The following is an 18,884-nucleotide window of genomic DNA, read 5'->3' as shown; positions in this document are numbered from 1 at the left end:
TTCCATCGCGCTCATTGGCCGCGCATGAACAGTCGGTCGAGATCGGAGAGCGTCAGTTGATACCACGTGGGTCGTCCGTGATTGCACTGGTCCGCGCGTTCGGTCGCTTCCATCTGGCGCAGCAGTGCGTTCATTTCGTCCAGCGTCAGACGCCGGTTCGCGCGTACCGCGTGATGGCAAGCCAGCGTGCCGAGCAATTCGTGTTGCCGCTCCGTCAGCACGCGCGAGCCGCCGTAAGCGTGCAGATCGGTCAGCACCGCGCGCGCCAGTGCCTGCAGATCGGCGTCCTTGAGCAACGCCGGCACCGCGCGAATCGCCAGCGTGGTCGGCGACAGTACCGCGAGGTCGAAACCGAGCGCATCGAGCGTGTCGCGCTCTTCCTCCACCGTGCCGATTTCGACCGCATCGGCCGGCATCGTCAGCGGAATCAGCAACGGCTGCACTGCAATGGCCCGGTCCGCCAGCGCGTTTTTGAACTGCTCGTACAGAATCCGCTCGTGCGCCGCGTGCATGTCGACAATCACCAGGCCCTGCGCATTCTGCGCCAGCACGTAAATGCCGTGGATCTGGCCGAGCGCGAAGCCGAGCGGCTGTTCGTCCGAGGCGTGAAACGATGGGTTGCCCGCCGTTGATGCGGACCCGGGCGGCGCGAAGAACGACGGCGCTTCAGCGGCGGAATCGCGCGCTTCCAGCGTGGTGGTGCCGTGGGCCGTGCCGACGCCGCTATCCTTGCGGCCAAACAGCGCGTCGTACAGCGCCAGAGGTTGAGCGACCGGCAGCGTGCCTTGCGTCATGCGGGCCTGCCGCAGCCAGGTGTTGCCGGCCTGGGCGCTGCCAAAGCCGCTACCCCCACCGTTGCCGTTGCCGCCAAAACCGCCGCCGCCACTCGCGCTGCCGGTGAAACCGCCGCCGTTCCCGCCGACACCCGCCAGGCCACCCGCAAAAGCGCCACCGCCCGCGCTCCCCGTATTGACGCCGGCTGCACCGCCGATACCGCCCGCAACTCCAAGGCCGCCGAGTGGCGTGGCCGCGAACGACGCCGGATTGCCCGCAACCGGCGCCAGATGTGCCGCGTGTCCGCCTGCCGTGGTTTCCGGCGACGCCCCCGCATGTCGCGCCAAGGCGCGCTGCACAGCGTGGAACACAAACTGGTGAATCGAGCGCGAATCGCGGAAGCGCACCTCGATCTTCGACGGATGCACATTCACGTCCACGCCCTCGGGCGGCAGATCGAGAAACAGCACATACGACGGATAGCGCTCGCCATGCAGTACGTCCTCGTAGGCGGCGCGCACGGCGTGGGTCAGCAGCTTGTCGCGCACGAAACGGCCGTTGACGAAGAAATACTGCTGGTCGGCCCGTCCGCGACTCGCGGTCGGCAGGCCGGCGCAGCCGTAGACCGCCAGCGGCCCCGCCGATTCGTCGAGCGGCAGATGGGCCGTGGCAAAGGTCTCGCCCATGATCTTGGCGACGCGGGTCGCCGGCTCCGACGCGTTCCAGTGTTCGACCGCGCGGCCGTTGTGCAGCACCGAAATCGCCACGTCCGGCCGGGCCAGCGCGGCGCGGCGGATCATCTCGAGGCAGTGGCCGAGTTCGGTCTGCTCGCTCTTGAGGAATTTGCGGCGCGCGGGCGTGTTGAAGTACAGCTCGCGTACTTCGATGGTCGTGCCCTGGGTGCCGGCCGCCGGGCTCAGCACGCCGGTTTGCGCCTCGATCCGCATGGCGTGGGCGGCGTCGGCGGTGCGGCTCGTAATGAACATCTCCGACACCGACGCGATCGACGCCAGCGCTTCGCCGCGAAACCCCAGCGTGCCGACCGCTTCGAGCTCCGCGAGCGAGCGGATCTTGCTGGTGGCGTGGCGCATCAGGGCGAGCGTGAGTTCGCCTTCGGGAATGCCGCAGCCGTCGTCGGTGATGGAGATGCGCTTCACGCCGCCTTCGTCGAGCAGGATGCGCAGTGTCTGCGCGCCGGCATCGAGGGCGTTCTCCAGCAACTCCTTAACGACCGACGCCGGCCGTTCGACCACTTCGCCCGCCGCGATCTGGCTGATCAGCAGGTCGGGCAGGGGCTGAATCGCCCGCAGCGGGCGTAAGGCGGGCGCTGCGGCCTGGGCGGCGGCGTCGACGGGCGGTTCGGAATATTCGGACATGGCGAAATTATAGCGATTCGCTGCGAACCCGCTGCCCGGCGTCGGGCGACTGGCCGGCTACGCTGTCTCCGGGCGGTGTTCGGTGTTCGGCGCACGCCAGGCTGCAACGCGACTCGGCGCGGTAGCGTGCCCGCGTCCGTAGATTTCTTATCGCTGCCGGGCACTTTCGGTATCATGGCGCGGTCAATTTCTGCGCCTGGGGTCGGGGCGCGGATCGCTACCTGGTTCAACACTTTGTGACGGCATGCCGCTTCGGCGGTCCACGCCATCGGCTCAATTCGCTCAATAAGGGACGCTTTTGGACACGCTGCTGCAGTTTGTGAATCTTGTCCTGCATATCGACAAGTTTCTAGGGATTTTCATTCATCAGTACGGCGCCTGGGTCTACGCGGTGCTCTTCATGATCGTCTTTTGCGAAACCGGGCTGGTGGTGCTGCCGTTTTTGCCGGGGGATTCGCTGCTGTTCATCGGCGGCGCGTTTTGCGCGAGCGGCGAAATGAACCTCGGCCTGCTGATCGTGCTGCTGCTGGTGGCGTCGATTGGAGGCAATACGGTCAATTATCTGATCGGCAAGGCCATTGGACCGAAGGTGTTCAACTCGCACGTCCCGGTACTCGAGCGTTTTCTCGACCGCGCCGCGCTGCAGAAGACCCATAATTTCTACGAAAAACACGGTGGCAAGACGATCGTGCTGGCGCGCTTCATTCCGGTGGTGCGCACGTTCGCGCCGTTTGTCGCCGGCGCGTCGCAAATGACCGTCAGCCGCTTTCAATTATTCAACTTTGTGGGCGCGCTGTTGTGGGTGCTCTTGCTGGTGTTGCTCGGTTATTTCTTCGGCAACATTCCGTTTATCCGCCAGTACCTGAACGTGATCGTGCTGGTGGGCGCGGGCGCCGCGATCGTGCCGGTGGTGCTGGGTGCGCTGTGGAAGATGATGCGTAAGCCGGCTGCGAGGCCGGGACCCGGTAGCCAGTAGGGCACGCAGCCCGGCGCGGGCTTGGCCTGAATTGATCTGTCAGGTTGCCGCGCGTCGCACGAGCGGGGTTTCGGGCGTCGGGTAGCCCGCGTCGCGGAAGGTCTCGATGATGGCCCGGTTGGTGTCGAAGTAGACCTGCCAGTAATTGTTCGTATGCGTGTAAGGACGCACGCAGAGCAACGGACCTTCCGGCGTGAACGATAGAACTTCGATGTCGGGCGCAGGACTATCCGCGACGTTCGGAATCTTGACGACAGCCGCGCGCAGGCGATTGGCGGCGTCGATCGGATCGACTCCATTGGCGATCTTCGCCGTCAGCTCCACGCGACGCACCGGCAACACACTGTAGTTGAAGATCGTGTCCGAGAAGATCTTGTTATTGCCGACGATGGTCGTGACGTTGTCCGGCGTAATGATGGTGGTGCCGAACAGGCCGAGCTCCTGAACCGTGCCGGTCACGCCGCCGGCCATGACGAAATCGCCCACTTTGAACGGCCGCAGCACCTGCATGAAGATGCCGGCGGCGAAGTGGGCGAGCAGGCCGCCCCATGCCGTGCCGATGGCAAGACCGAGACCGGCCAGCAGAGCCGCGAACGAAGTGGTTTGCACTCCGAACACCTGCAGGATCGCGAGGATCAGCAGCAGGTTCAGCAAGGCGCCGAGAATCGAGCCGAGATAATGCGCGAGCGTGGGGTCGACGCGCCCGCCGCGCGCCAGCAGCTTGCGCAGCAGACCGGTGATCAGCCCGATCACCCAGCGCCCGACGATCCACAAGACAATTGCGCCGAGAACCTTGGTGCCAAGGTCGATGCCTCGGGTCATCAGAAAGATGCGTACGGTGTCGAGATTCACGATGCCCTCGCTTAAGTCGGTTGCGTGTGACTGATGACGAACTCGTTCGATTCAACACAGCGGCTGCAAGGCCCGACGACGGCCGCGGTCTCTCACTCCGGTCTTCGCAAGTTATAGGCGACGGCTCGCGCAGAAGCAAGCAGCATTCCCGGCCGGATGAGTCAAAATGGTTTGACGGGTATTAACGGGGTGTCTGATTGACGCTATTGTTTCCCGTTTCGGCGATTTAACGATTGGGATTTAACGATTGATGAGGCAGACCATGGTTCCGAACAGAGACGTTCATTTGATCCCGGCAAAGCTCACGGCCTTGCGTCCCACGCAGATGACGGTGGGCTACCGTGAGGTTGCGCTCAAGCGTGCTCATTGGAAGACGCTGGATAAAAAACAGCGTGCCGCCGCGATCGACGCGCATTCGTTTCCTGCGGTGCTCGGGCCGGAAAGCCGTTACTACATCGTCGACCATCATCACCTTGGACGGGCGCTGCTCGAAGAGGGCGTCAAGGAGGTGAAGGTGATGGTGCTGAAGGACTTGTCGTGGCTCGATCACACCATTTTCTGGCGCATGATGGAGCACAACCAATGGGTTCATCCGTTCGGTGCGGATGGTTCGCGTTACGACTACGAACACCTGCCGAAGGTCGTCACCGAGATGAGCGACGATCCGTATCGCAGCCTCGCCGGCGAACTGCGCAATGCAGGCGGCTATGCAAAGGACGCGACGCCGTTCAGCGAGTTTCTGTGGGCCGACTTCCTGCGACCGCGCGTGTCGGCGAGCAAGATTGCGAAGAACTTTGCGAAGGCGCTCGAGCAGGCGAAGACGCTGGCTCACACGCCTGAGGCGCGCTATCTGCCGGGGTGGTCGGGTGTGATCAAGGCGGTCTAGTCTGAAAGTGGCCGCGCGGTGCGAATGACCGTCAAGGCCGCTTTGGGCGCTTCGTCACATGGGCAGATGTGACTGGGTATAGGCCGAGGTGCGAATGACCACGGCGTCGCCGGCTTTGACCTTTTTCATGCGAGTACGCATGCGGTGCGCGCAGTAAAGCGCAAGCGCGCTGGTTACAGTATACGCACATGCACGTTCGACGAATGCGGTGGGTGTGCTGAATACGCCGTATCGGCTCGGCGCGTCGGCGAATACGCAAAACGTCAGCGTGGCATCGAACACGGCGGCGGTTGCCACCAGCATGAGGTAGGCGTAGCCGCCGTTCAACGCGAGATCGGGCCGGGCGAGATTGCACAGATGACACGCGATCAGCACCGCCGCCAGAAGCGCGAGGTTCGTGGTGAGGTCGAAAAGAAAGTTGCTCATGATGTCGGAATGAAAGCGCGGGTGCCATTGGGCTTTGCTCGTGCGCGTTACTGCGGATTGCGGCAACACGTTGTTAGCAAGCCGGGCGCGATCATCACACGTCTTCGCGTCTCAATAAATGCGAATGTTCGGACTCCGATTAAGTGAAATCTCGGATGGGTGTCAGAGTTTGCGTTGATGCTGCGGGATATGCTTGATGAGGGTTCCGATTATCTGTCGGAATGTTGATGCTCATCTCCTCATGTGGATGGATATCCGTTTAGGCACGTAGAATCCTTTGTGGAATCGAGGCGTGGCTGAAAGCGCGCCCATGCACTCGTTACCTTAATGACGAAAAGGGTGAGACAGAATGCGAGGCAACCCGTTGCGGCACTGCGCGTCTTGGGATTTGTATTGTTGTACAAATGTTCGTTTGTGCAATGCCGGGGTATGACCACGGGGATGGCTAGGACCAGCCATTCGACGCTGCTTCCTCGAGCCTCAAACCGGAGACAGCCGTTGCCGGCAACCCCGCACTTTCCGAAACCACACGCCTCATACTCGGATTTTTCCGGTATCAACGAGGCAGGCCCAAATATAGAGTCCAATTTTGCGAAATGGATCTTGTTCAAAGGGTTGTTTGAGGCATGTCAGGTACATCGGGCAGTGACTCTGCTCTTCAGCACCTGCGGCGAGTACCGCGCGAAACGCCCCTTCGAAGTTCCGGGGCATTTTTGCCTGGCACTGCTGCGTTGCTCCAGTTCTGATCAGAAATGACAATGCTTTGTATTGACGCCGCCGGCGTGTGGGCCGTGGGGCCGCCTGAGGATACTGGGCCTGACGTCCACTAAGGCTCTGCCGGTTCTCCAAGGTATGCATCAGCGTCTGAACGCGTTGGAAATGTGCTTTCACCGGCTCGAGGTGGAGCAGTGAGCAATTCCTGACCGTGCCCGCTTCACCAATCCCGGTTGATGCGATTGCTCTGTGAAGATTGGCACCTACAAATCCCTTTATGTTCTATAGGCAGGTAAAGCAGGAAAGCATGGTGATCTGTCAGCCATCGTCTATCTCGAGAAAGCGGGTAATGCGTTGAGGCAGCAAAGTGTGGCCGGCGACACGCTTCTGCCGCATCCGTCGCCGTTGAGCTGCGGCATATCAATCGGATCGGTGAGTATGCCTGGCAAACGAGCAAGCGTGTTGTGAAAGGACGCTTTCGGCCGTTGCGCGCAATGATGTCTCCGCCTCCCTGGCTTGCGCGAATTTCCTTTTCTTGAGATGAACCCTTTACCGACTGCCAATGACCGACCCGAGATTTTTCGTACCGATCGTTCTTTTTGCTTTGGGGATTTTCACCGGGGCTGGCTTTGCTCTGGGCCTGATTGAATCGGCCGAGATGTTATGTCTCGACGGACTGGAGCGTGGCATTACGCGCAAAATGGCTCTCGGTCTAGGGCTTTATTGTGTCTTCGTGTGCGCTGGCTCGTTCTCCGTACTCCTGCCGGAGGTGATAGCACGTGCGTTGGGAATTTTTCAATTTGGACTTCTTGCAAACGTAGTGGTTCGCTCCGGTACTCGCATCACCGTCGATCTCGGCTCGACGGTGGGTTGGCTCCTGGGCTTAACCATATCAATACTGGTTCTCGGATCGCCCGCCCATGTTGACCATTGAAAAATGGATATCGAATCTTAAACACGGACAGGATGTCGTTCGATGCAGCCAGGTCTGAAATCGGGCGGCGGCCGGGATATGCCTTCGTCGCGGCCTTGGCGGCGGCAGCAAAGGTTCGATCAATGTCCACAGTTTCATCAATGATCGGCGCGCCCATCCCCTTGGTTCCAGTTGTTCAGGTGGCCAAGGTCAACAGCTTTCCGGGAAGGTTAGCAGTCCTCTTGGGGTCTTTTTTGAAACGGTCTCTTATAAAGGAATTAAGCAATGAGTGCAAAAATTCTCCCTTGGTGCGAACGTGTCAGGCGGGTCAAGCAGGGCCGTCCGGATCTTGCAAACAAGGACGTGGGGAAGACCGATAATCTTGACGTCGATGCCTTCAGGCGCCTATTTCCTCTTCCGCATCGGAAGGAAGCCAACCAATACATCGCCAGCCAGCTCGAAGAGGAGCGCAAAAGGGCGGAAGAATTCATCAACGGTCTGTCGCCGGAGGAGCGCGAGCGCCTGCTGCAATCCGGTTCGGGGTTCATGTGGTTCGATTAACCGCTTGGATGCGCACCGGAACGTTGCCAATCGCTAAGCTGAAAATACCGGAAAGGAAAACTGAATGTTGAACATCGGGGCAACCAGGACCGCGTTGCTGGGGAATCGTGTCGGATTTGCAACGGCGATAGGAACAGGTTTCTGTGTTCTCGCAATCGCAATTCTGTTGTTTGTGTCTTTTAGAAAGCGCCAAAGGCAGCGAGTGGATTCTTCTCATGCCGGAAATCCCGATCATCTTGAGCCGCGGAGTCCTGTTCCTCCGGGGTCTGACAAGGAGAACGACGATCCTGTTGAACTGGCTCCAGCAATCCGGGCGCTCGAACGTGGGCAGTTTCGGCGCGTGATACGGTTGGCTCACCGTTATGTCGAGGATGATCGCGAACCGGTCCGAGCTGATGCCCTGCGCCTCATGGCGCTAGCTCACTCAAGGCTGGAGGAATACGCAGATGCGTATTCATTCTGGCTCAAGCTCGCTTCTATCGAGCCAAGTTCGTGGAACTACCTGAACATGGCATCCACTGCCGCAGTCATCGGCCGGTTTGAAGCGGCCGAGAAGGAGTTTGCATTGTGCAGACGGGTCTACACGCTCGAATGCGGTAATGATCCTGACGAGAGGATTACGTTCCACGGCAGGTATCAAGCGAACTTTCTGTCTTCGCTTGATAAGGGAGGGCGCCCAGATTTAGCACTTGGGTATCTCGACGAGTTGGCAATCTGGTATTCCGAGATACATATTACCGACTCGATGTTTCTGCACATGCGGACGATGCCGCCACTGGAGGTTTTCCTCGCACAGTCTCTGCCCATCGTGCGCAAGGTGATGGACGAGTCGGCCCTCAGCGAATGGTACCGTCGTGTCTATGACGCAGTCGACGAAGATGGAAAAGGAATGTTTGCGTCGTATCGGATACCACATTGATCGGCAGATTCTCGGACGACGTCAGCAGAAACAAATGAGAGCAGCGGGGCCGAGCCGTCCGAGCTGACGCGAACAGGAATTCCGGCCGGCAGCATATTCAAGACATCTCATAGTCATGAATCGTTGGGCTGGTTACGGCCACAAAAGGAGTTCGACCCGCCACGCCGATCTCTTGTCCGTCGCATCCCGAGACGGCATCCTTAGACCCGCAGACACAACCTGGACATGACGGCATGCGAGCGGGTGCCCACAATGCGCGTTGCCTGGCTACGGCCGCCACACAAGAATGGAACCATCAATCAGCGCAGCATCTCTAGTGGTGAAGGGTGCGACCTCGGCGATCTGGAGTTTGCTGAAGAGGCCGCTGGAACTGATCACCCAGTTCCTCTTTCGTTCAGCCTATGAGGTGTCCACACTTCACCGGTCTCGTCGCGACGTGAAGGGGCTTTGGCGAGGTCAACTCGGCGACTACTTCGCCTACAGCGTGAACTGGAAGAAGCTATTTCTCGAAAAGGAGCAACAGACATGCACGCTATGGATCAAAGCGAATGAAGGAAGGTCGTTCAAACGGGCGACTCTTTGCGTAACTGCATCGCTCGAAACCCTTCGCTATCAGTCAACGATAACTCTTTACGATGTTGACGAGACGCCGACCGTCGCGGCCGTCCCGAGCATACCCCTGCTGACGCTATCAAGCTGGTTTTTGACTCGGCGCTGAGGGTTGGTGCGACGCTAGATCGTTGCCAGGCTTATTGGAATCAGGAGCTGGGGTGTTTTTGGTTAGCTACGAGGGAAAACTGAGGGCGCATGTATGTTTCTTTCGACACAAGAATTAGTACAACTGACGGGTAGAAAGGTGAAGGCGAAACAGATTGATGCGTTGCGGTGCATGGGTATCGCGTTCTTCGTAAGAACGGACGACGCAACCGACGTGGCAACCTCGTGTGATGGTTGGGTGATATGGGTCGTCGTCCTTCGAAAAATTTGAATTTGCCGCCAGGCATGCGTGCTCGACCCCAGCGCAGCGGCACGATCTATTATTACTTTGATGTTGGTGGTACGCCTCGGCGAGAAATCCCCTTAGGGGCTGATTTTGTCGAAGCGGTGCGAAAGTGGTCTGAGTTGGAGGCGCAGAGTCAGAACCGTCATGCGCAACTGGTTACGTTTCGGTATGCGGCGGAAAGGTATGTGCGGGAGGTGTTACCGGTCAAAGCGCGGCGTACGCAGCGAGATAACCTGTTGGAACTCGAGAATCTCTATAAATTCTTCGATGAACTGTGTACGTTGAGGATGACGTATTTCAGCGTGTCTGGGCCGTCGCAGATCAGCCGACACGCGATGCAATGGATCTAGCCTACCTGACCGGGCAGCGGCCGGCGGACACCTTGAAATTTGCCGAAAGCGACGTCCGAATGGGGGAGCTTTGGGTTGTACAGGGGAAGCGAGGCAAAAAATTGCGTATCACGGTGTCTGGCGAGCTCGCGGTTGTGATTGAACGAATTCGCTCGCGTAAGCTGGCTTGCGGGTCGAAGTGTGACTCGCTTGTAGTGAATGAAGCCGGTGAGCGTTTGATGCGTGATGCACTTCGTTTTCGCTTCGATCGAGCTCGTCTTGCCGCGCGGGTCGAGAAGGACCTATTTCAGTTCCGTGATTTGCGGGCTAAGGCTGGAACTGACAAGACTGAATCGTCGGGAGACGTTCGCGCGGCGCAACTCCAATTGGGGCATAAATCTCTGAAGATGACGGAGCACTGCGTCAGAGAGCGCAAGGGGGATAGGGTTGATCCGACGAAGTAGCGGCGTGTCCTTTGTCCCCTTTTGTCGAGGGGTACGACGACCCTAGGACGATAAAAAGATAGTTTTTTCGTTGCGCATCTGCACAAAAACCGCGAGAATCGGCAAAGAATGTTGTTTTTCGGGAGGAATGGTGCTTATCCAATTTAGCGTCGAGAACTTCGGTTCGATTCGGGAGCGTCAGACGCTTAGCATGACCGCATCGCGGTATTTCAAAGATTTAGAGGAGACAAACACCTTCGATGCCGGTTTGGGGGATGATTTTCCCCGATTGTTACGCACCGCTGTCATATACGGTCCGAACGCCGCTGGCAAAACGACGTTGATTCAAGCAATGAACTTCGTCGAAAATTTCGTGATGGACTCGGCGAAGGACGCGCAAGCTAACGATGAAGTGGGTGTGGAGCCGTTCAGGTTGGCCGCGTCCACGCGTGATATGCCAAGCGAGTTTGAGATCGCCGTAATTGAGGACGGCGTACGCTATCAATTTGGGTTTGCTGCCACGAAGGAGAGGGTCGTAGAGGAATGGCTGTTCGCCTATCCAAACGGCCATATGCAGAAGTGGTATCACCGTGTGTTTGACAGTTCGGCCGGTGCTTACGCCTACAAATTCAGTCCTTCATTTATGGGCGGCCGCAAGCGAGCGGATTGGAAAGCACAGACCCGCGATAATGCTCTCTTTCTGTCAACCTCAATATTGCTGAACAACGAGCAGTTGAAGCCGGTGTTCAATTGGTTTCAAAAACGGGTTGCGACGCTGGGAAGAGCGGAACTGTTCGCTACGGCAGGCTATACAAGTCGTATCTGCGTCCAAGATCCTGAGAAGCGAAAGCGAGTTGTATCGTTTTTGAATCTGGCCGATTTGGGCGTTGAAGACCTAACTGTGTCTCCGCACAGCTTTAGTCCGGATAGCCTGCCGAGTGACTTGCCGGCGTCGGTACGTGACGACATCGTGAAAAACATGAAAGATCGTACTTTTCACGACGTTACATACCTACATAGGGACCCAGAGTCGGGTGAACTCGTTGGGTTGGCCGAAGAGTTGGAATCGGACGGTACGCGCGGCCTATATGCATTCGCGGGGCCGTGGATGGACGTGCTCGATAACAGTAGAGTCTTGTTCGTAGACGAACTCGACACCAGTCTGCATCCGCTGATAGTCCATCAGCTGGTACGGTCTCTTAATCGTGTTGGCACGAAAGCGCAGCTGATTTTTACGACTCACGATACAAGCATCTTGAGCCAGCGCATTTTGCGACGTGATCAAATCTGGTTTGTAGATAAAGGGCCCTCAAAAGCGACCAAGTTGTATTCCTTGGGCGATTTCAGCGTCAGAGAGCAGGAAGCGGTTGAAAAAGGCTACCTCACTGGTCGATATGGTGCGATCCCATTTCTAAAGGATCTGGAACTCCATGGGCAGTGACAATCTGTTCCATAAACGGAAGGCCCAGCGTGCGTCTTCCTTCGTGCGGCAGAAGCGCGAAAAACCTCAAAAGCCGCGTTACTTGATCGTGTGTGAGGGCTCAGCTACTGAGCCGAATTACTTCAACGGTCTTCGCAACATTGAGCGATTGCCGACGGCTCACGTCAAGGTTTGTGGGGAGGAGTGTGGCTCGGATCCTCTGTCGGTCGTGCAGTATGCGCTCCAGTTATACGAGGATGAGGAATTTGACCGCTTTGACAAGGTGTTTTGTGTGATTGACAGGGATGGACACACAACCTTCAAACCCGCTGTCGCTCTCGTAAAGGATGTCCACGAAAAAGGCACACCGATCGAGTTGGTGGTTTCGTGGCCGTGCTTTGAATATTGGGTCTTGCTCCATCATCAATACAGGCGCAGTCCCTACTATCCTACGCGCGGTAGATCGAGTTGTGATGCGGTAGGTTCTGAGATACGACGGAACCACGACCGCAATTACAGCAAAGGTGCGGATGACCTATACGCTATGTTGCGAAGCAAGCAGGAAGGGGCGTTGGAGAATGCGGCCACTGCTTTGGCCGATGCTGAAGCGACAGGCGAGAAGAATCCCAGTACGCAGGTCCACCTGCTAGTGGAGGCGCTTCTTGCATTGAAGCTGCCGTAAAGGCGATGGGCGGTTCAGGTCTAGCGGCTTGAAACACCCAACAATTTTGAGAATTGCGGAGCGGTCGCATTTCTGCGGAGCAAGAAAAAGGGCTTAGCGCGAACGCTAAGCCCTTGAATCTTTTGGTAGGCCGTACGGGATTCGAACCTGTGACCAACGGATTAAAAGTCCGAAAGAGTCGGCATTCCCGTACATTGATCGAGTTCCATCTGAATGCCCAGAAGCACTGTATTTATTGGGGTGTAGCGATATTGCATGGATTTTGATATTGACTGATGTTGATCGATTACTCTAGGATTTGCCTACATGGTGCCTACACAGATCGATCAATGAAAAAACAGAGCTTCACTACCGCGCGGGTCGACAGCTTCGCGTGCGAGCCCGGAAAACAGCAGAGCATCTATTGGGATGCTAAAACGGCGGGCTTCGGGTTACGCGTCACAGCAGCAGGTTCGCGAGCATACATTTTCGAATCACGTCTGTTCGGCAAGACGATCCGCGTGACGATCGGCGATGCCAAGGCATGGGAACTCGGCAAGGCACGCACTGAGGCGAGCAGGCTAAGGACACTGGTTGATGACGGCAAAGATCCGCGAGAAGTTCGCGCTGAACTGCAGGTTGCCCACGAGGCTCGGCGAGCAGAAACGCGGCGGCAGGACGTCACGTTTGGTGAAGTGTGGGACGAATATGTGCAAGCTCGGAAACTCTTTTGGAGCGAGCGACATCATCGCGATCATCTCCAACATGCTGACCAGGGCGGCTTGCCGAAAAAGCGAGCCAAAGGCTTGACCCGACCTGGGCCGCTTGCGGTCTTGCGACAGTTCAAGTTGCCCGAGCTGACCGGTGAGCGCATCGCTGAATGGCTCACATTGCAAGCGGCAGATCGTCCCACCATGGCTGCGCTTTCGTTTCGACTACTGCGCAGTTTTATTCGTTGGGCGGCCGAGACCCCTGCCTATCGCGGCATTATTCCTTCCGATGCTTATAAATCGCGAGATGTGAAGGACGCTACTCCGCGCGTGAAAGCGAAAGAAGGGGATTCGCTGCAACGCGAACAATTGAACGTATGGTTCGCGGGTGTGCGTGAGATTGCCAATCCTGTTATTAGCGCCTATCTGCAGGGCTTGCTGATTACCGGCGCGCGGCGCGAAGAACTGGCGGCGCTGCGTTGGGACGATGTCGATTTTCGCTGGCGCAGCCTTGTTCTCGATGACAAGGTTGAGGGAACTGGCGGTCGCACTGTACCGCTTACGCCCTATCTGGCAAGCTTGCTGCTGAATCTGAAGCGGCTCAACGAGATTCCTCCGAACAAGCGGCAGGTGGCACGGCTCGCGAAAAAGAGCGAGCAGTGGTCGCCTTCGCCCTGGGTGTTTGCAAGCAAGACCGCCGCGGATGGCAAGATCGCAGAGCCGCGGATCGCGCATAACCAGGCACTTGCCGCCGGGGGCTTGCCTCATGTCACCCTGCACGGTTTGCGCCGCTCGTTCGGCACGTTGTCGGAATGGGTCGAATGTCCAGTCGGTGTCGTGGCGCAAATTCAGGGCCATAAACCGTCTGCGATCGCGGAGAAGCATTACCGTCGTCGGCCTATCGACTTGCTGCGCATGTGGCACGACAAGATCGAAGCCTGGATGCTGGCGCAGGCCGGAATCGAGTTCGGGCCAGATCAGAAGAGTCGGGCTGAAGCCGCGGGCAGCTTTGCCAGTTCCCAATAACCAAACTGATAGGTTTATACTGTCCATGCCGACTTTCTTGCGCGTGCTCGGTTACAGCGTAGTGATCTACACGCACGACCACCGGCCGGCGCACATCCATGTGATTGGCCCCAATGGGCGCTCCGTGTTCAATCTAAACTGTCCCACGGGTCCTCTTGAGCTGCGTGAAGTCGTCAGAATCACCGGAATACAGCTTCGCCGACTTGAGCGAGTAATCGAGCCGGAAATTGTGGCGCTATGCGTCGAGTGGAGGAAAATTCATGGCCGTTACCACTGAGTCAATCGCTGCAGCGCGCAAAGCGGGCAAGGCGCTGGGCCCGCGCATCGTGTCCGCACGTTATCGCCGTGCGGGCGGTAAGTTGGAGGTCGAATACGAGAACGGCGTGATGCTTGCCGTGCCGGTCGCGTTGATCCAGGAGTTCGCCCTGCTGGAAACGACTCCGAGTACAACCGACCTTTCGAGAATCAGCATTTGGGGAGGCGGCTATGACCTTCACTTCTCGCGGCTTGATATGTTTGTCCACGGGACCGCGTTGCTCAAAGGTATTCTTGGGACAAAAGCATGGATGCGTGAACATGCACGAAGCTTGGGCACGACAAAATCTCCAGCAAAGGCTGCTGCCGCACGCGAGAATGGCAAGAAGGGCGGTCGCCCCCGTAAACAGCCGGTTGCCACCACGAGTGCGAAGCAACGTAATGTGACTGCACGTGCGCACGCCTCGCCGTTGCGCTGAAGCCCCCGCACTTTGACGGGAAAAAGGTTGCGAGCATCTGTCAGGCTGGCAAGGTCAGCTAGCCCGTGTTTGCGAAGTATCTGAATACCAGTACGTCTACGGTGCAGGAGTGGGAAAGCGGTGCTAAACGGCCGAGCGGCATGGCAGCAAGACTGCTTCAGGTGATCCAGAAGCACGGCTTGGATGTGCTTGCCTGAGTAATGAGAGGTGTCTGCGGAAAATCGGGGGCGAGGAAATGATGAAATCCACCGTGATCGGCATCATGCCTCTATCCCCGTGTTGCGTTGGGCCGCCCAGCGTACGCGTTTGGGTGATGAGGTGCTCGCTGGGCGTTTCCGCAAGTGGCCGTTATGGCTCAGCGGAGAAGCGCAGCCGACGCGCAACTGGAAGACGTTGCGCGCCTCACCCATACGGCGATCGGATATTTCTTTTTGCCCGAGCCACCCGCGTTGATGCTGCCCGTTCCGACTTTCGCATGCTGCGCGATGAGGCGCTGAACCAGCCCAGCGGCAATTTGCTGGATATGCTCTACCTGTGCCAGTAACGACAAGAATGGTGTCACGAATATGCGTTGGTGTATGGCCTGCCGGCATTCACGTTTATCGGCAGTGCCGCCACCGCGCAAGCACCGGAAACGGCGGCTCAACACATGCGCGAGATTTTGGGTTTGTCCGCTGAAGAGCGTCGGCAGTTAAGGGTGGCATCACGGATTACCGAAGCTGTCGACGGGTGTGTTAGCGGCATGGCGAATCTGCGCGTTGCCATGGCGATCGCCAAAGAGGCGGTCAATACAAACTAGTCTGAACTGGTGCGCTACAGTCCCGAAGGACGATCGCGCTCCTATTAATTTCGGAGTTTCGTTTCCGTTAACTTGTAACACCTTCCTATACACAGCACGCGCATGACCACGGACACTACGAGCACGCAACGATCGCCTAAACCACTTTCACCGCCCATTACGCTGCACGAGGCGATCGATTCTATCGCTGAACACATCGAGGTTCCCCCCGACTGGAAGCAAAGGATCGAGCGCTGTGCTTTTGCGTATTTACCGGAGTGTGGGTTCGATCCGGAAAACAATCGCCTTCACCATGTTCAAGCTTCACTTTTGGCTGGCAGCCTGAATAGTTCGTGGCGCTGCTGGCAGGCAGCAGCCCGACTTCACTATCAGTTGATCGAAGCCGCCGAGCAAGGGCCGAAATGGCGGAACTGGCTAGGTACAGGTTTCCCGGTACTGCTCGACCCGGAGGGGCGGAAGAACGCCTTGCATTGTCTTGAGTGCCTTTCTCAAGATTCAGAGGGGCGAGTTTTGGCTTACCTCGACGGCCGGTTTAATGCTGGCTCGCGCAAGCCACGCAGTCTTCCTCCGTTATTCAGCCCTGAGAATCAAGAATGGCTGAATTGCCTCGGGTTCGAGTGCGTAGAGTTGGACGCATGGCTCGATCAGGCCGGAATTCCACATGATTTGATGGTGTCTGTTGATGCAGATGAGGCGATGCCGGATTCATCATCTGTAGCCCAGCCGTCGCCATCCCTATCCAAGAGTCCCCCTGACGCGGAACAGGGGTTCTCTACTGCGACACCACTTGGTGGTTTACGTTGGTCGTGGCTCCTCTCCTATCACCAAAATGAAATGCATAGGCGGCCGGTTAGCGTGCCTGAGGGGAATGAGGAGCGTGATAATGTAAGGATCGACGACGCTGGGGACTTCGTTTCGTTGGACGTTGTGTTGAGCGCAATCGCTGCACGCGTCGTCGTTCCGGAGCTAGCTATTTCTCCTGGTTCCGAAAAGAATAACTGGTTCGCCTCCGTTGCTGAATCGTACTACCGGCCTTCCAAAGCTGCAGCGATACTCGAAAAATATCTTGTTAGCATTCCTGCTGACAAGACGCCGGGTTGGTATGATTTTCGTAAAGCCGAGAAGGTGCCAAGGCTCAATGATGATGCCCGTACAAAGGGTATAGCGTTGCTGCAGAAATACGCCGCATGGTACGAGCAATGGCTCGGCATAGGTCAAAAATATGGTGAGCGGCGCGCCGATATTGACCGCTGGAAGCAACAGCCAGTCTTTGAAAAAAACCTCACGGATCTGTCTAGGTCGCCATATGAGGATGACGAGAATATGGTGTTCTCGCGGCGCGTCGGATTTGATCGAGATGAGATGGTCGGATTTTTTCTTGGTCAACGAATTCCAAACTCAGCTGTTAGTGAGCTTCCTGTCCCGTTGGTTCGTCGAGATGGTGAACCGGGAGTCGTTGCCCGATCTCCGGGTGTGAATGCGGGTAATGAGGAGCTGCAATCAGCAGGCGCCGAACCTCCTAAGTCTTGGCCCACCCATGCTAAGGCCGAAAAGTTGTCGCCTATGGAGAAACAAGAGGACGCTCCGAGGCTATCGACGAGCGGAATGGCTGCGGCATTTTGCGACACCGACGATTGCATGCACAAAACGGGAAAGGATTATGACGGATGGTTGGCGTATTTGCAGGGTAGCTTGCCGGAATGGGCGAAGTCTGGGCGCATCAGGGTGCACAAAGGTAATCAAGGGAAGGGCGATACGTCGTACTGGAACCCGTTTGAATTCGCAAGGCTGGCGGTAGAAAAGACAAGGCCGAAAATACCTCCCAAAGCGTTCGACGAGCGGTTTCGGAAGGTGAACGCTTTGCTTCCTTGGAGCGAAGAGTGGAAGTCGCGAGAAGATGGAGGCAATGCGGCCTGAATGAATGGTTCATGACTTCTAGAACCGGCGAGGGTGTCCGGAATTTTGTGTAAACGGGTATTGATTTAACCCGGTAACAGGCGGTCTTCGAACTGGATAGTGAAGCGGTTCAGGGCTGCCTTCCAGTCGCGGATCGGCATCGACCACTTCTTGCTGATGTTGTTAAGTGCCAGGTAAAACAGCTTGGTCACGGCCTCGTCGGTCGGGAACGAACTGCGGTTTTGATCACCTTGCGCAGGCTCATGTTGATCGATTCGATGGCGTTGGTGGTGTAGATCACCTTCCGGATTTCCGGCGGATAGTCGAAGAACGGAATGACGCGTGCCCAGTTGCGCCGCCAGCTCTGCCCGATGGACGGATAGTCCTTGTCCCACGTGGCTTCGAAGGCACTCAGCTTCTGCTCGGCCAGCTCGACCGTCGATGAAGTGTAGATCGTCTTCAGGTCGGCGGCGACCTCGCGCTGCACCTTCCAGGACACGAAGTTCAGACTGTTGCGCACCATATGCACGATGCACAGTTGAACTGCTGCCTTCGGATAGACTGCTTCGATGGCTTCGGGGAAGCCCTTGAGCCCATCGACACAGGCAATAAAAATGTCCTGCACGCCGCGCGTTTTCAGCTCGGTCACCACCTGCAGCCAGAACTTCGCGCCCTCGGTCTGGGCGATCCACAGCCCCAGGACTTCCTTGTGGCCGTCCATGTTCACGCCGATGGCGAGGTAGACCGCCTTGGTCCGTACAGCACCGCTGTCGCGCACCTTGACGTGGATGCAGTCGAGATAAACGATGGGGTACAGCGCGTCGAGCGGGCGGGCTTGCCAGGCCTTTACATCCTCGCTCACCGCGTCTGTCACGGCCGAGATGAGCGTGGGCGACACCTCGGTACCGTACATTTCTTCCAGATGCCCCTGAATCTCCCGCACGCTCAGGCCGCGGGCATATAGCGAGATGATCTTGTCGTCAAAGCCCGACCAGCGCGTCTGATGACGACTCACCAGCTTCGGTTCGAACGCACCCTGACGGTCACGCGGGATATCGAGCGGCAACTCGCCAAACTCCCCCTGCAGCGTCTTGGCGCTATGGCCGTTGCGGGTGTTGCCCGTGGCATTGGTGACCGCTTCGCTCTTGCCGTGGCCCAGGTGCTCGGACATCTCCGTCTCTAGCGCCCGTTCAACCGTAAGCGGCTCGGCTGGGCCGTGTCCTCACGCGCGCGCGAGCAAGGCATGATGGTGATGGCGTGTTGGAGTCCGTGTAGATCAAGGGAGATCGTGGGCACGATCCATCCAAATCTATCCAGATCTACCCGGTTGAGAGTGTGGGTGGGGTGAGGGGTTTTAGTTTGTCAGCCACATTCCAAGGCAGCAATTCGTCGATGCGAGAGATCTTGTGATCAGCGATGTGGGTCAGGACGTATTCCAGGTAGGCACGCGGGTTGATTCCGTTGAG

At 57.6% G+C, this 18,884-nt stretch carries 20 protein-coding genes and 3 pseudogenes; 17 read left to right on the top strand and 6 right to left on the bottom strand.

All coding sequences use genetic code 11. The features are described from left to right. Window positions 1-11: 11 nt before the first annotated feature. Window positions 12-2,150, bottom strand: a complete 2,139-nt coding sequence (mutL, locus tag FQ755_RS34885) for a DNA mismatch repair endonuclease MutL (protein ID WP_144162343.1) — start codon at window positions 2,148-2,150, stop codon at window positions 12-14. Between the two features lie 298 nt (window positions 2,151-2,448). On the opposite strand from mutL, the gene FQ755_RS34880 reads away from it, so the two are divergent. Beyond that, window positions 2,449-3,126, top strand: coding sequence for a VTT domain-containing protein (locus tag FQ755_RS34880; protein ID WP_144162340.1), 678 nt, complete (start codon window positions 2,449-2,451; stop codon window positions 3,124-3,126). A gap of 39 nt (window positions 3,127-3,165) precedes the next feature. Here FQ755_RS34880 and FQ755_RS34875 read toward each other — a convergent pair whose 3' ends face one another. Continuing rightward, window positions 3,166-3,978: a mechanosensitive ion channel family protein gene (locus tag FQ755_RS34875; protein ID WP_144162337.1), complete on the bottom strand. Its 813-nt coding sequence runs from the start codon at window positions 3,976-3,978 to the stop codon at window positions 3,166-3,168. 262 nt (window positions 3,979-4,240) lie between these two features. On the opposite strand from FQ755_RS34875, the gene FQ755_RS34870 reads away from it, so the two are divergent. Then, window positions 4,241-4,864, top strand: coding sequence for a ParB-like protein (locus FQ755_RS34870; protein ID WP_144162333.1), 624 nt, complete (start codon window positions 4,241-4,243; stop codon window positions 4,862-4,864). Window positions 4,865-4,918: 54 nt separating this feature from the next. Here FQ755_RS34870 and FQ755_RS34865 read toward each other — a convergent pair whose 3' ends face one another. Then, window positions 4,919-5,290: a hypothetical protein gene (locus tag FQ755_RS34865; RefSeq protein ID WP_144162330.1), complete on the bottom strand. Its 372-nt coding sequence runs from the start codon at window positions 5,288-5,290 to the stop codon at window positions 4,919-4,921. A 1,276-nt stretch (window positions 5,291-6,566) separates the two neighbouring features. Here FQ755_RS34865 and FQ755_RS34860 point away from each other — a divergent pair. Then, a complete protein-coding gene (locus tag FQ755_RS34860) occupies window positions 6,567-6,938 on the top strand; it encodes a hypothetical protein (protein ID WP_144162327.1) in 372 nt (123 codons plus the stop codon). Window positions 6,939-6,954: 16 nt separating this feature from the next. On the opposite strand, the pseudogene FQ755_RS38510 reads toward FQ755_RS34860, so the two are convergent. After that, window positions 6,955-7,095 (bottom strand): annotated as a pseudogene (locus FQ755_RS38510) (IS5/IS1182 family transposase); the annotation flags it as partial. A 107-nt stretch (window positions 7,096-7,202) separates the two neighbouring features. Between FQ755_RS38510 and FQ755_RS34855 the strand changes: the two are divergent. The 14 genes and pseudogenes from FQ755_RS34855 (at window position 7,203) to FQ755_RS34795 (ending at window position 17,439) form a co-directional block, all read left to right on the top strand. Continuing rightward, complete coding sequence (locus FQ755_RS34855; protein ID WP_144162324.1) at window positions 7,203-7,478, top strand: hypothetical protein; 276 nt, start codon at window positions 7,203-7,205, stop codon at window positions 7,476-7,478. 64 nt (window positions 7,479-7,542) lie between these two features. Continuing rightward, complete coding sequence (locus tag FQ755_RS34850) at window positions 7,543-8,397, top strand: tetratricopeptide repeat protein (protein WP_144162321.1); 855 nt, start codon at window positions 7,543-7,545, stop codon at window positions 8,395-8,397. A gap of 286 nt (window positions 8,398-8,683) precedes the next feature. Next, window positions 8,684-9,115, top strand: coding sequence for a hypothetical protein (locus tag FQ755_RS34845; protein WP_144162318.1), 432 nt, complete (start codon window positions 8,684-8,686; stop codon window positions 9,113-9,115). Between the two features lie 93 nt (window positions 9,116-9,208). Next, on the top strand, window positions 9,209-9,385 hold the full coding sequence (locus tag FQ755_RS38855) for a DUF4224 domain-containing protein (protein ID WP_144162315.1): 177 nt from the start codon (window positions 9,209-9,211) through the stop codon (window positions 9,383-9,385). Next, window positions 9,358-9,750: a hypothetical protein gene (locus tag FQ755_RS38505; RefSeq protein ID WP_260859020.1), complete on the top strand. Its 393-nt coding sequence runs from the start codon at window positions 9,358-9,360 to the stop codon at window positions 9,748-9,750. Before FQ755_RS38855 ends, FQ755_RS38505 begins: the two co-directional genes overlap by 28 nt. After that, window positions 9,741-10,193 (top strand): tyrosine-type recombinase/integrase, encoded by a 453-nt coding sequence (locus tag FQ755_RS38500; RefSeq protein ID WP_260859019.1) that lies wholly within the window; start codon window positions 9,741-9,743, stop codon window positions 10,191-10,193. Before FQ755_RS38505 ends, FQ755_RS38500 begins: the two co-directional genes overlap by 10 nt. Before the next feature lie 127 nt (window positions 10,194-10,320). Next, window positions 10,321-11,613 (top strand): AAA family ATPase, encoded by a 1,293-nt coding sequence (locus FQ755_RS34830; protein WP_222105827.1) that lies wholly within the window; start codon window positions 10,321-10,323, stop codon window positions 11,611-11,613. After that, window positions 11,603-12,274, top strand: coding sequence for an RloB family protein (locus FQ755_RS34825; protein WP_144162312.1), 672 nt, complete (start codon window positions 11,603-11,605; stop codon window positions 12,272-12,274). The genes FQ755_RS34830 and FQ755_RS34825 overlap by 11 nt, the downstream gene beginning before the upstream one ends. A gap of 329 nt (window positions 12,275-12,603) precedes the next feature. Then, entirely contained in the window at window positions 12,604-13,989 is a 1,386-nt protein-coding gene (locus FQ755_RS34820; protein ID WP_144162309.1) for a tyrosine-type recombinase/integrase, read from the top strand. A 25-nt stretch (window positions 13,990-14,014) separates the two neighbouring features. Beyond that, entirely contained in the window at window positions 14,015-14,266 is a 252-nt protein-coding gene (locus FQ755_RS38850) for a DUF4160 domain-containing protein (protein ID WP_144162306.1), read from the top strand. Continuing rightward, window positions 14,250-14,723, top strand: coding sequence for a DUF2442 domain-containing protein (locus FQ755_RS34810; RefSeq protein ID WP_186308747.1), 474 nt, complete (start codon window positions 14,250-14,252; stop codon window positions 14,721-14,723). The genes FQ755_RS38850 and FQ755_RS34810 overlap by 17 nt, the downstream gene beginning before the upstream one ends. 65 nt (window positions 14,724-14,788) lie before the next feature. Beyond that, window positions 14,789-14,920 (top strand): annotated as a pseudogene (locus tag FQ755_RS38845) (helix-turn-helix domain-containing protein); the annotation flags it as partial. 374 nt (window positions 14,921-15,294) lie between these two features. Further along, complete coding sequence (locus FQ755_RS37725; RefSeq protein WP_186308746.1) at window positions 15,295-15,522, top strand: VENN motif pre-toxin domain-containing protein; 228 nt, start codon at window positions 15,295-15,297, stop codon at window positions 15,520-15,522. Between the two features lie 102 nt (window positions 15,523-15,624). Continuing rightward, window positions 15,625-17,439, top strand: a complete 1,815-nt coding sequence (locus tag FQ755_RS34795; RefSeq protein ID WP_144162303.1) for a hypothetical protein — start codon at window positions 15,625-15,627, stop codon at window positions 17,437-17,439. 65 nt (window positions 17,440-17,504) lie between these two features. On the opposite strand, the pseudogene FQ755_RS34790 reads toward FQ755_RS34795, so the two are convergent. Further along, window positions 17,505-18,613: pseudogene (locus FQ755_RS34790) on the bottom strand (IS256 family transposase); the annotation flags it as partial. A 124-nt stretch (window positions 18,614-18,737) separates the two neighbouring features. Continuing rightward, window positions 18,738-18,884, bottom strand: a 147-nt coding sequence (locus tag FQ755_RS34785) for a transposase domain-containing protein (RefSeq protein WP_144162300.1), incomplete at its 5' end; no start/stop codon positions are given.

The sequence above is a fragment of the Paraburkholderia sp. BCC1885 genome, from assembly GCF_900996235.1.
Lineage (GTDB): Bacteria > Pseudomonadota > Gammaproteobacteria > Burkholderiales > Burkholderiaceae > Paraburkholderia.
This window is presented reverse-complemented; position numbering and strand designations above follow the sequence as displayed.

Bases quoted from the DNA above. Each gene is read 5' to 3' on its own strand.
- mutL (WP_144162343.1), bottom strand. From the start codon at position 2,150: ATGTCCGAATATTCCGAACCGCCCGTCGACGCCGCCGCCCAGGCCGCA.
- FQ755_RS34870 (WP_144162333.1), top strand. From the start codon at position 4,241: ATGGTTCCGAACAGAGACGTTCATTTGATCCCGGCAAAGCTCACGGCC.
- FQ755_RS34865 (WP_144162330.1), bottom strand. From the start codon at position 5,290: ATGAGCAACTTTCTTTTCGACCTCACCACGAACCTCGCGCTTCTGGCG.
- FQ755_RS34860 (WP_144162327.1), top strand. From the start codon at position 6,567: ATGACCGACCCGAGATTTTTCGTACCGATCGTTCTTTTTGCTTTGGGG.
- FQ755_RS34855 (WP_144162324.1), top strand. From the start codon at position 7,203: ATGAGTGCAAAAATTCTCCCTTGGTGCGAACGTGTCAGGCGGGTCAAG.
- FQ755_RS34850 (WP_144162321.1), top strand. From the start codon at position 7,543: ATGTTGAACATCGGGGCAACCAGGACCGCGTTGCTGGGGAATCGTGTC.
- FQ755_RS34845 (WP_144162318.1), top strand. From the start codon at position 8,684: ATGGAACCATCAATCAGCGCAGCATCTCTAGTGGTGAAGGGTGCGACC.
- FQ755_RS38855 (WP_144162315.1), top strand. From the start codon at position 9,209: ATGTTTCTTTCGACACAAGAATTAGTACAACTGACGGGTAGAAAGGTG.
- FQ755_RS38505 (WP_260859020.1), top strand. From the start codon at position 9,358: ATGGGTCGTCGTCCTTCGAAAAATTTGAATTTGCCGCCAGGCATGCGT.
- FQ755_RS38500 (WP_260859019.1), top strand. From the start codon at position 9,741: ATGGATCTAGCCTACCTGACCGGGCAGCGGCCGGCGGACACCTTGAAA.
- FQ755_RS34830 (WP_222105827.1), top strand. From the start codon at position 10,321: ATGGTGCTTATCCAATTTAGCGTCGAGAACTTCGGTTCGATTCGGGAG.
- FQ755_RS34825 (WP_144162312.1), top strand. From the start codon at position 11,603: ATGGGCAGTGACAATCTGTTCCATAAACGGAAGGCCCAGCGTGCGTCT.
- FQ755_RS34820 (WP_144162309.1), top strand. From the start codon at position 12,604: ATGAAAAAACAGAGCTTCACTACCGCGCGGGTCGACAGCTTCGCGTGC.
- FQ755_RS38850 (WP_144162306.1), top strand. From the start codon at position 14,015: ATGCCGACTTTCTTGCGCGTGCTCGGTTACAGCGTAGTGATCTACACG.
- FQ755_RS34810 (WP_186308747.1), top strand. From the start codon at position 14,250: ATGGCCGTTACCACTGAGTCAATCGCTGCAGCGCGCAAAGCGGGCAAG.
- FQ755_RS34795 (WP_144162303.1), top strand. From the start codon at position 15,625: ATGACCACGGACACTACGAGCACGCAACGATCGCCTAAACCACTTTCA.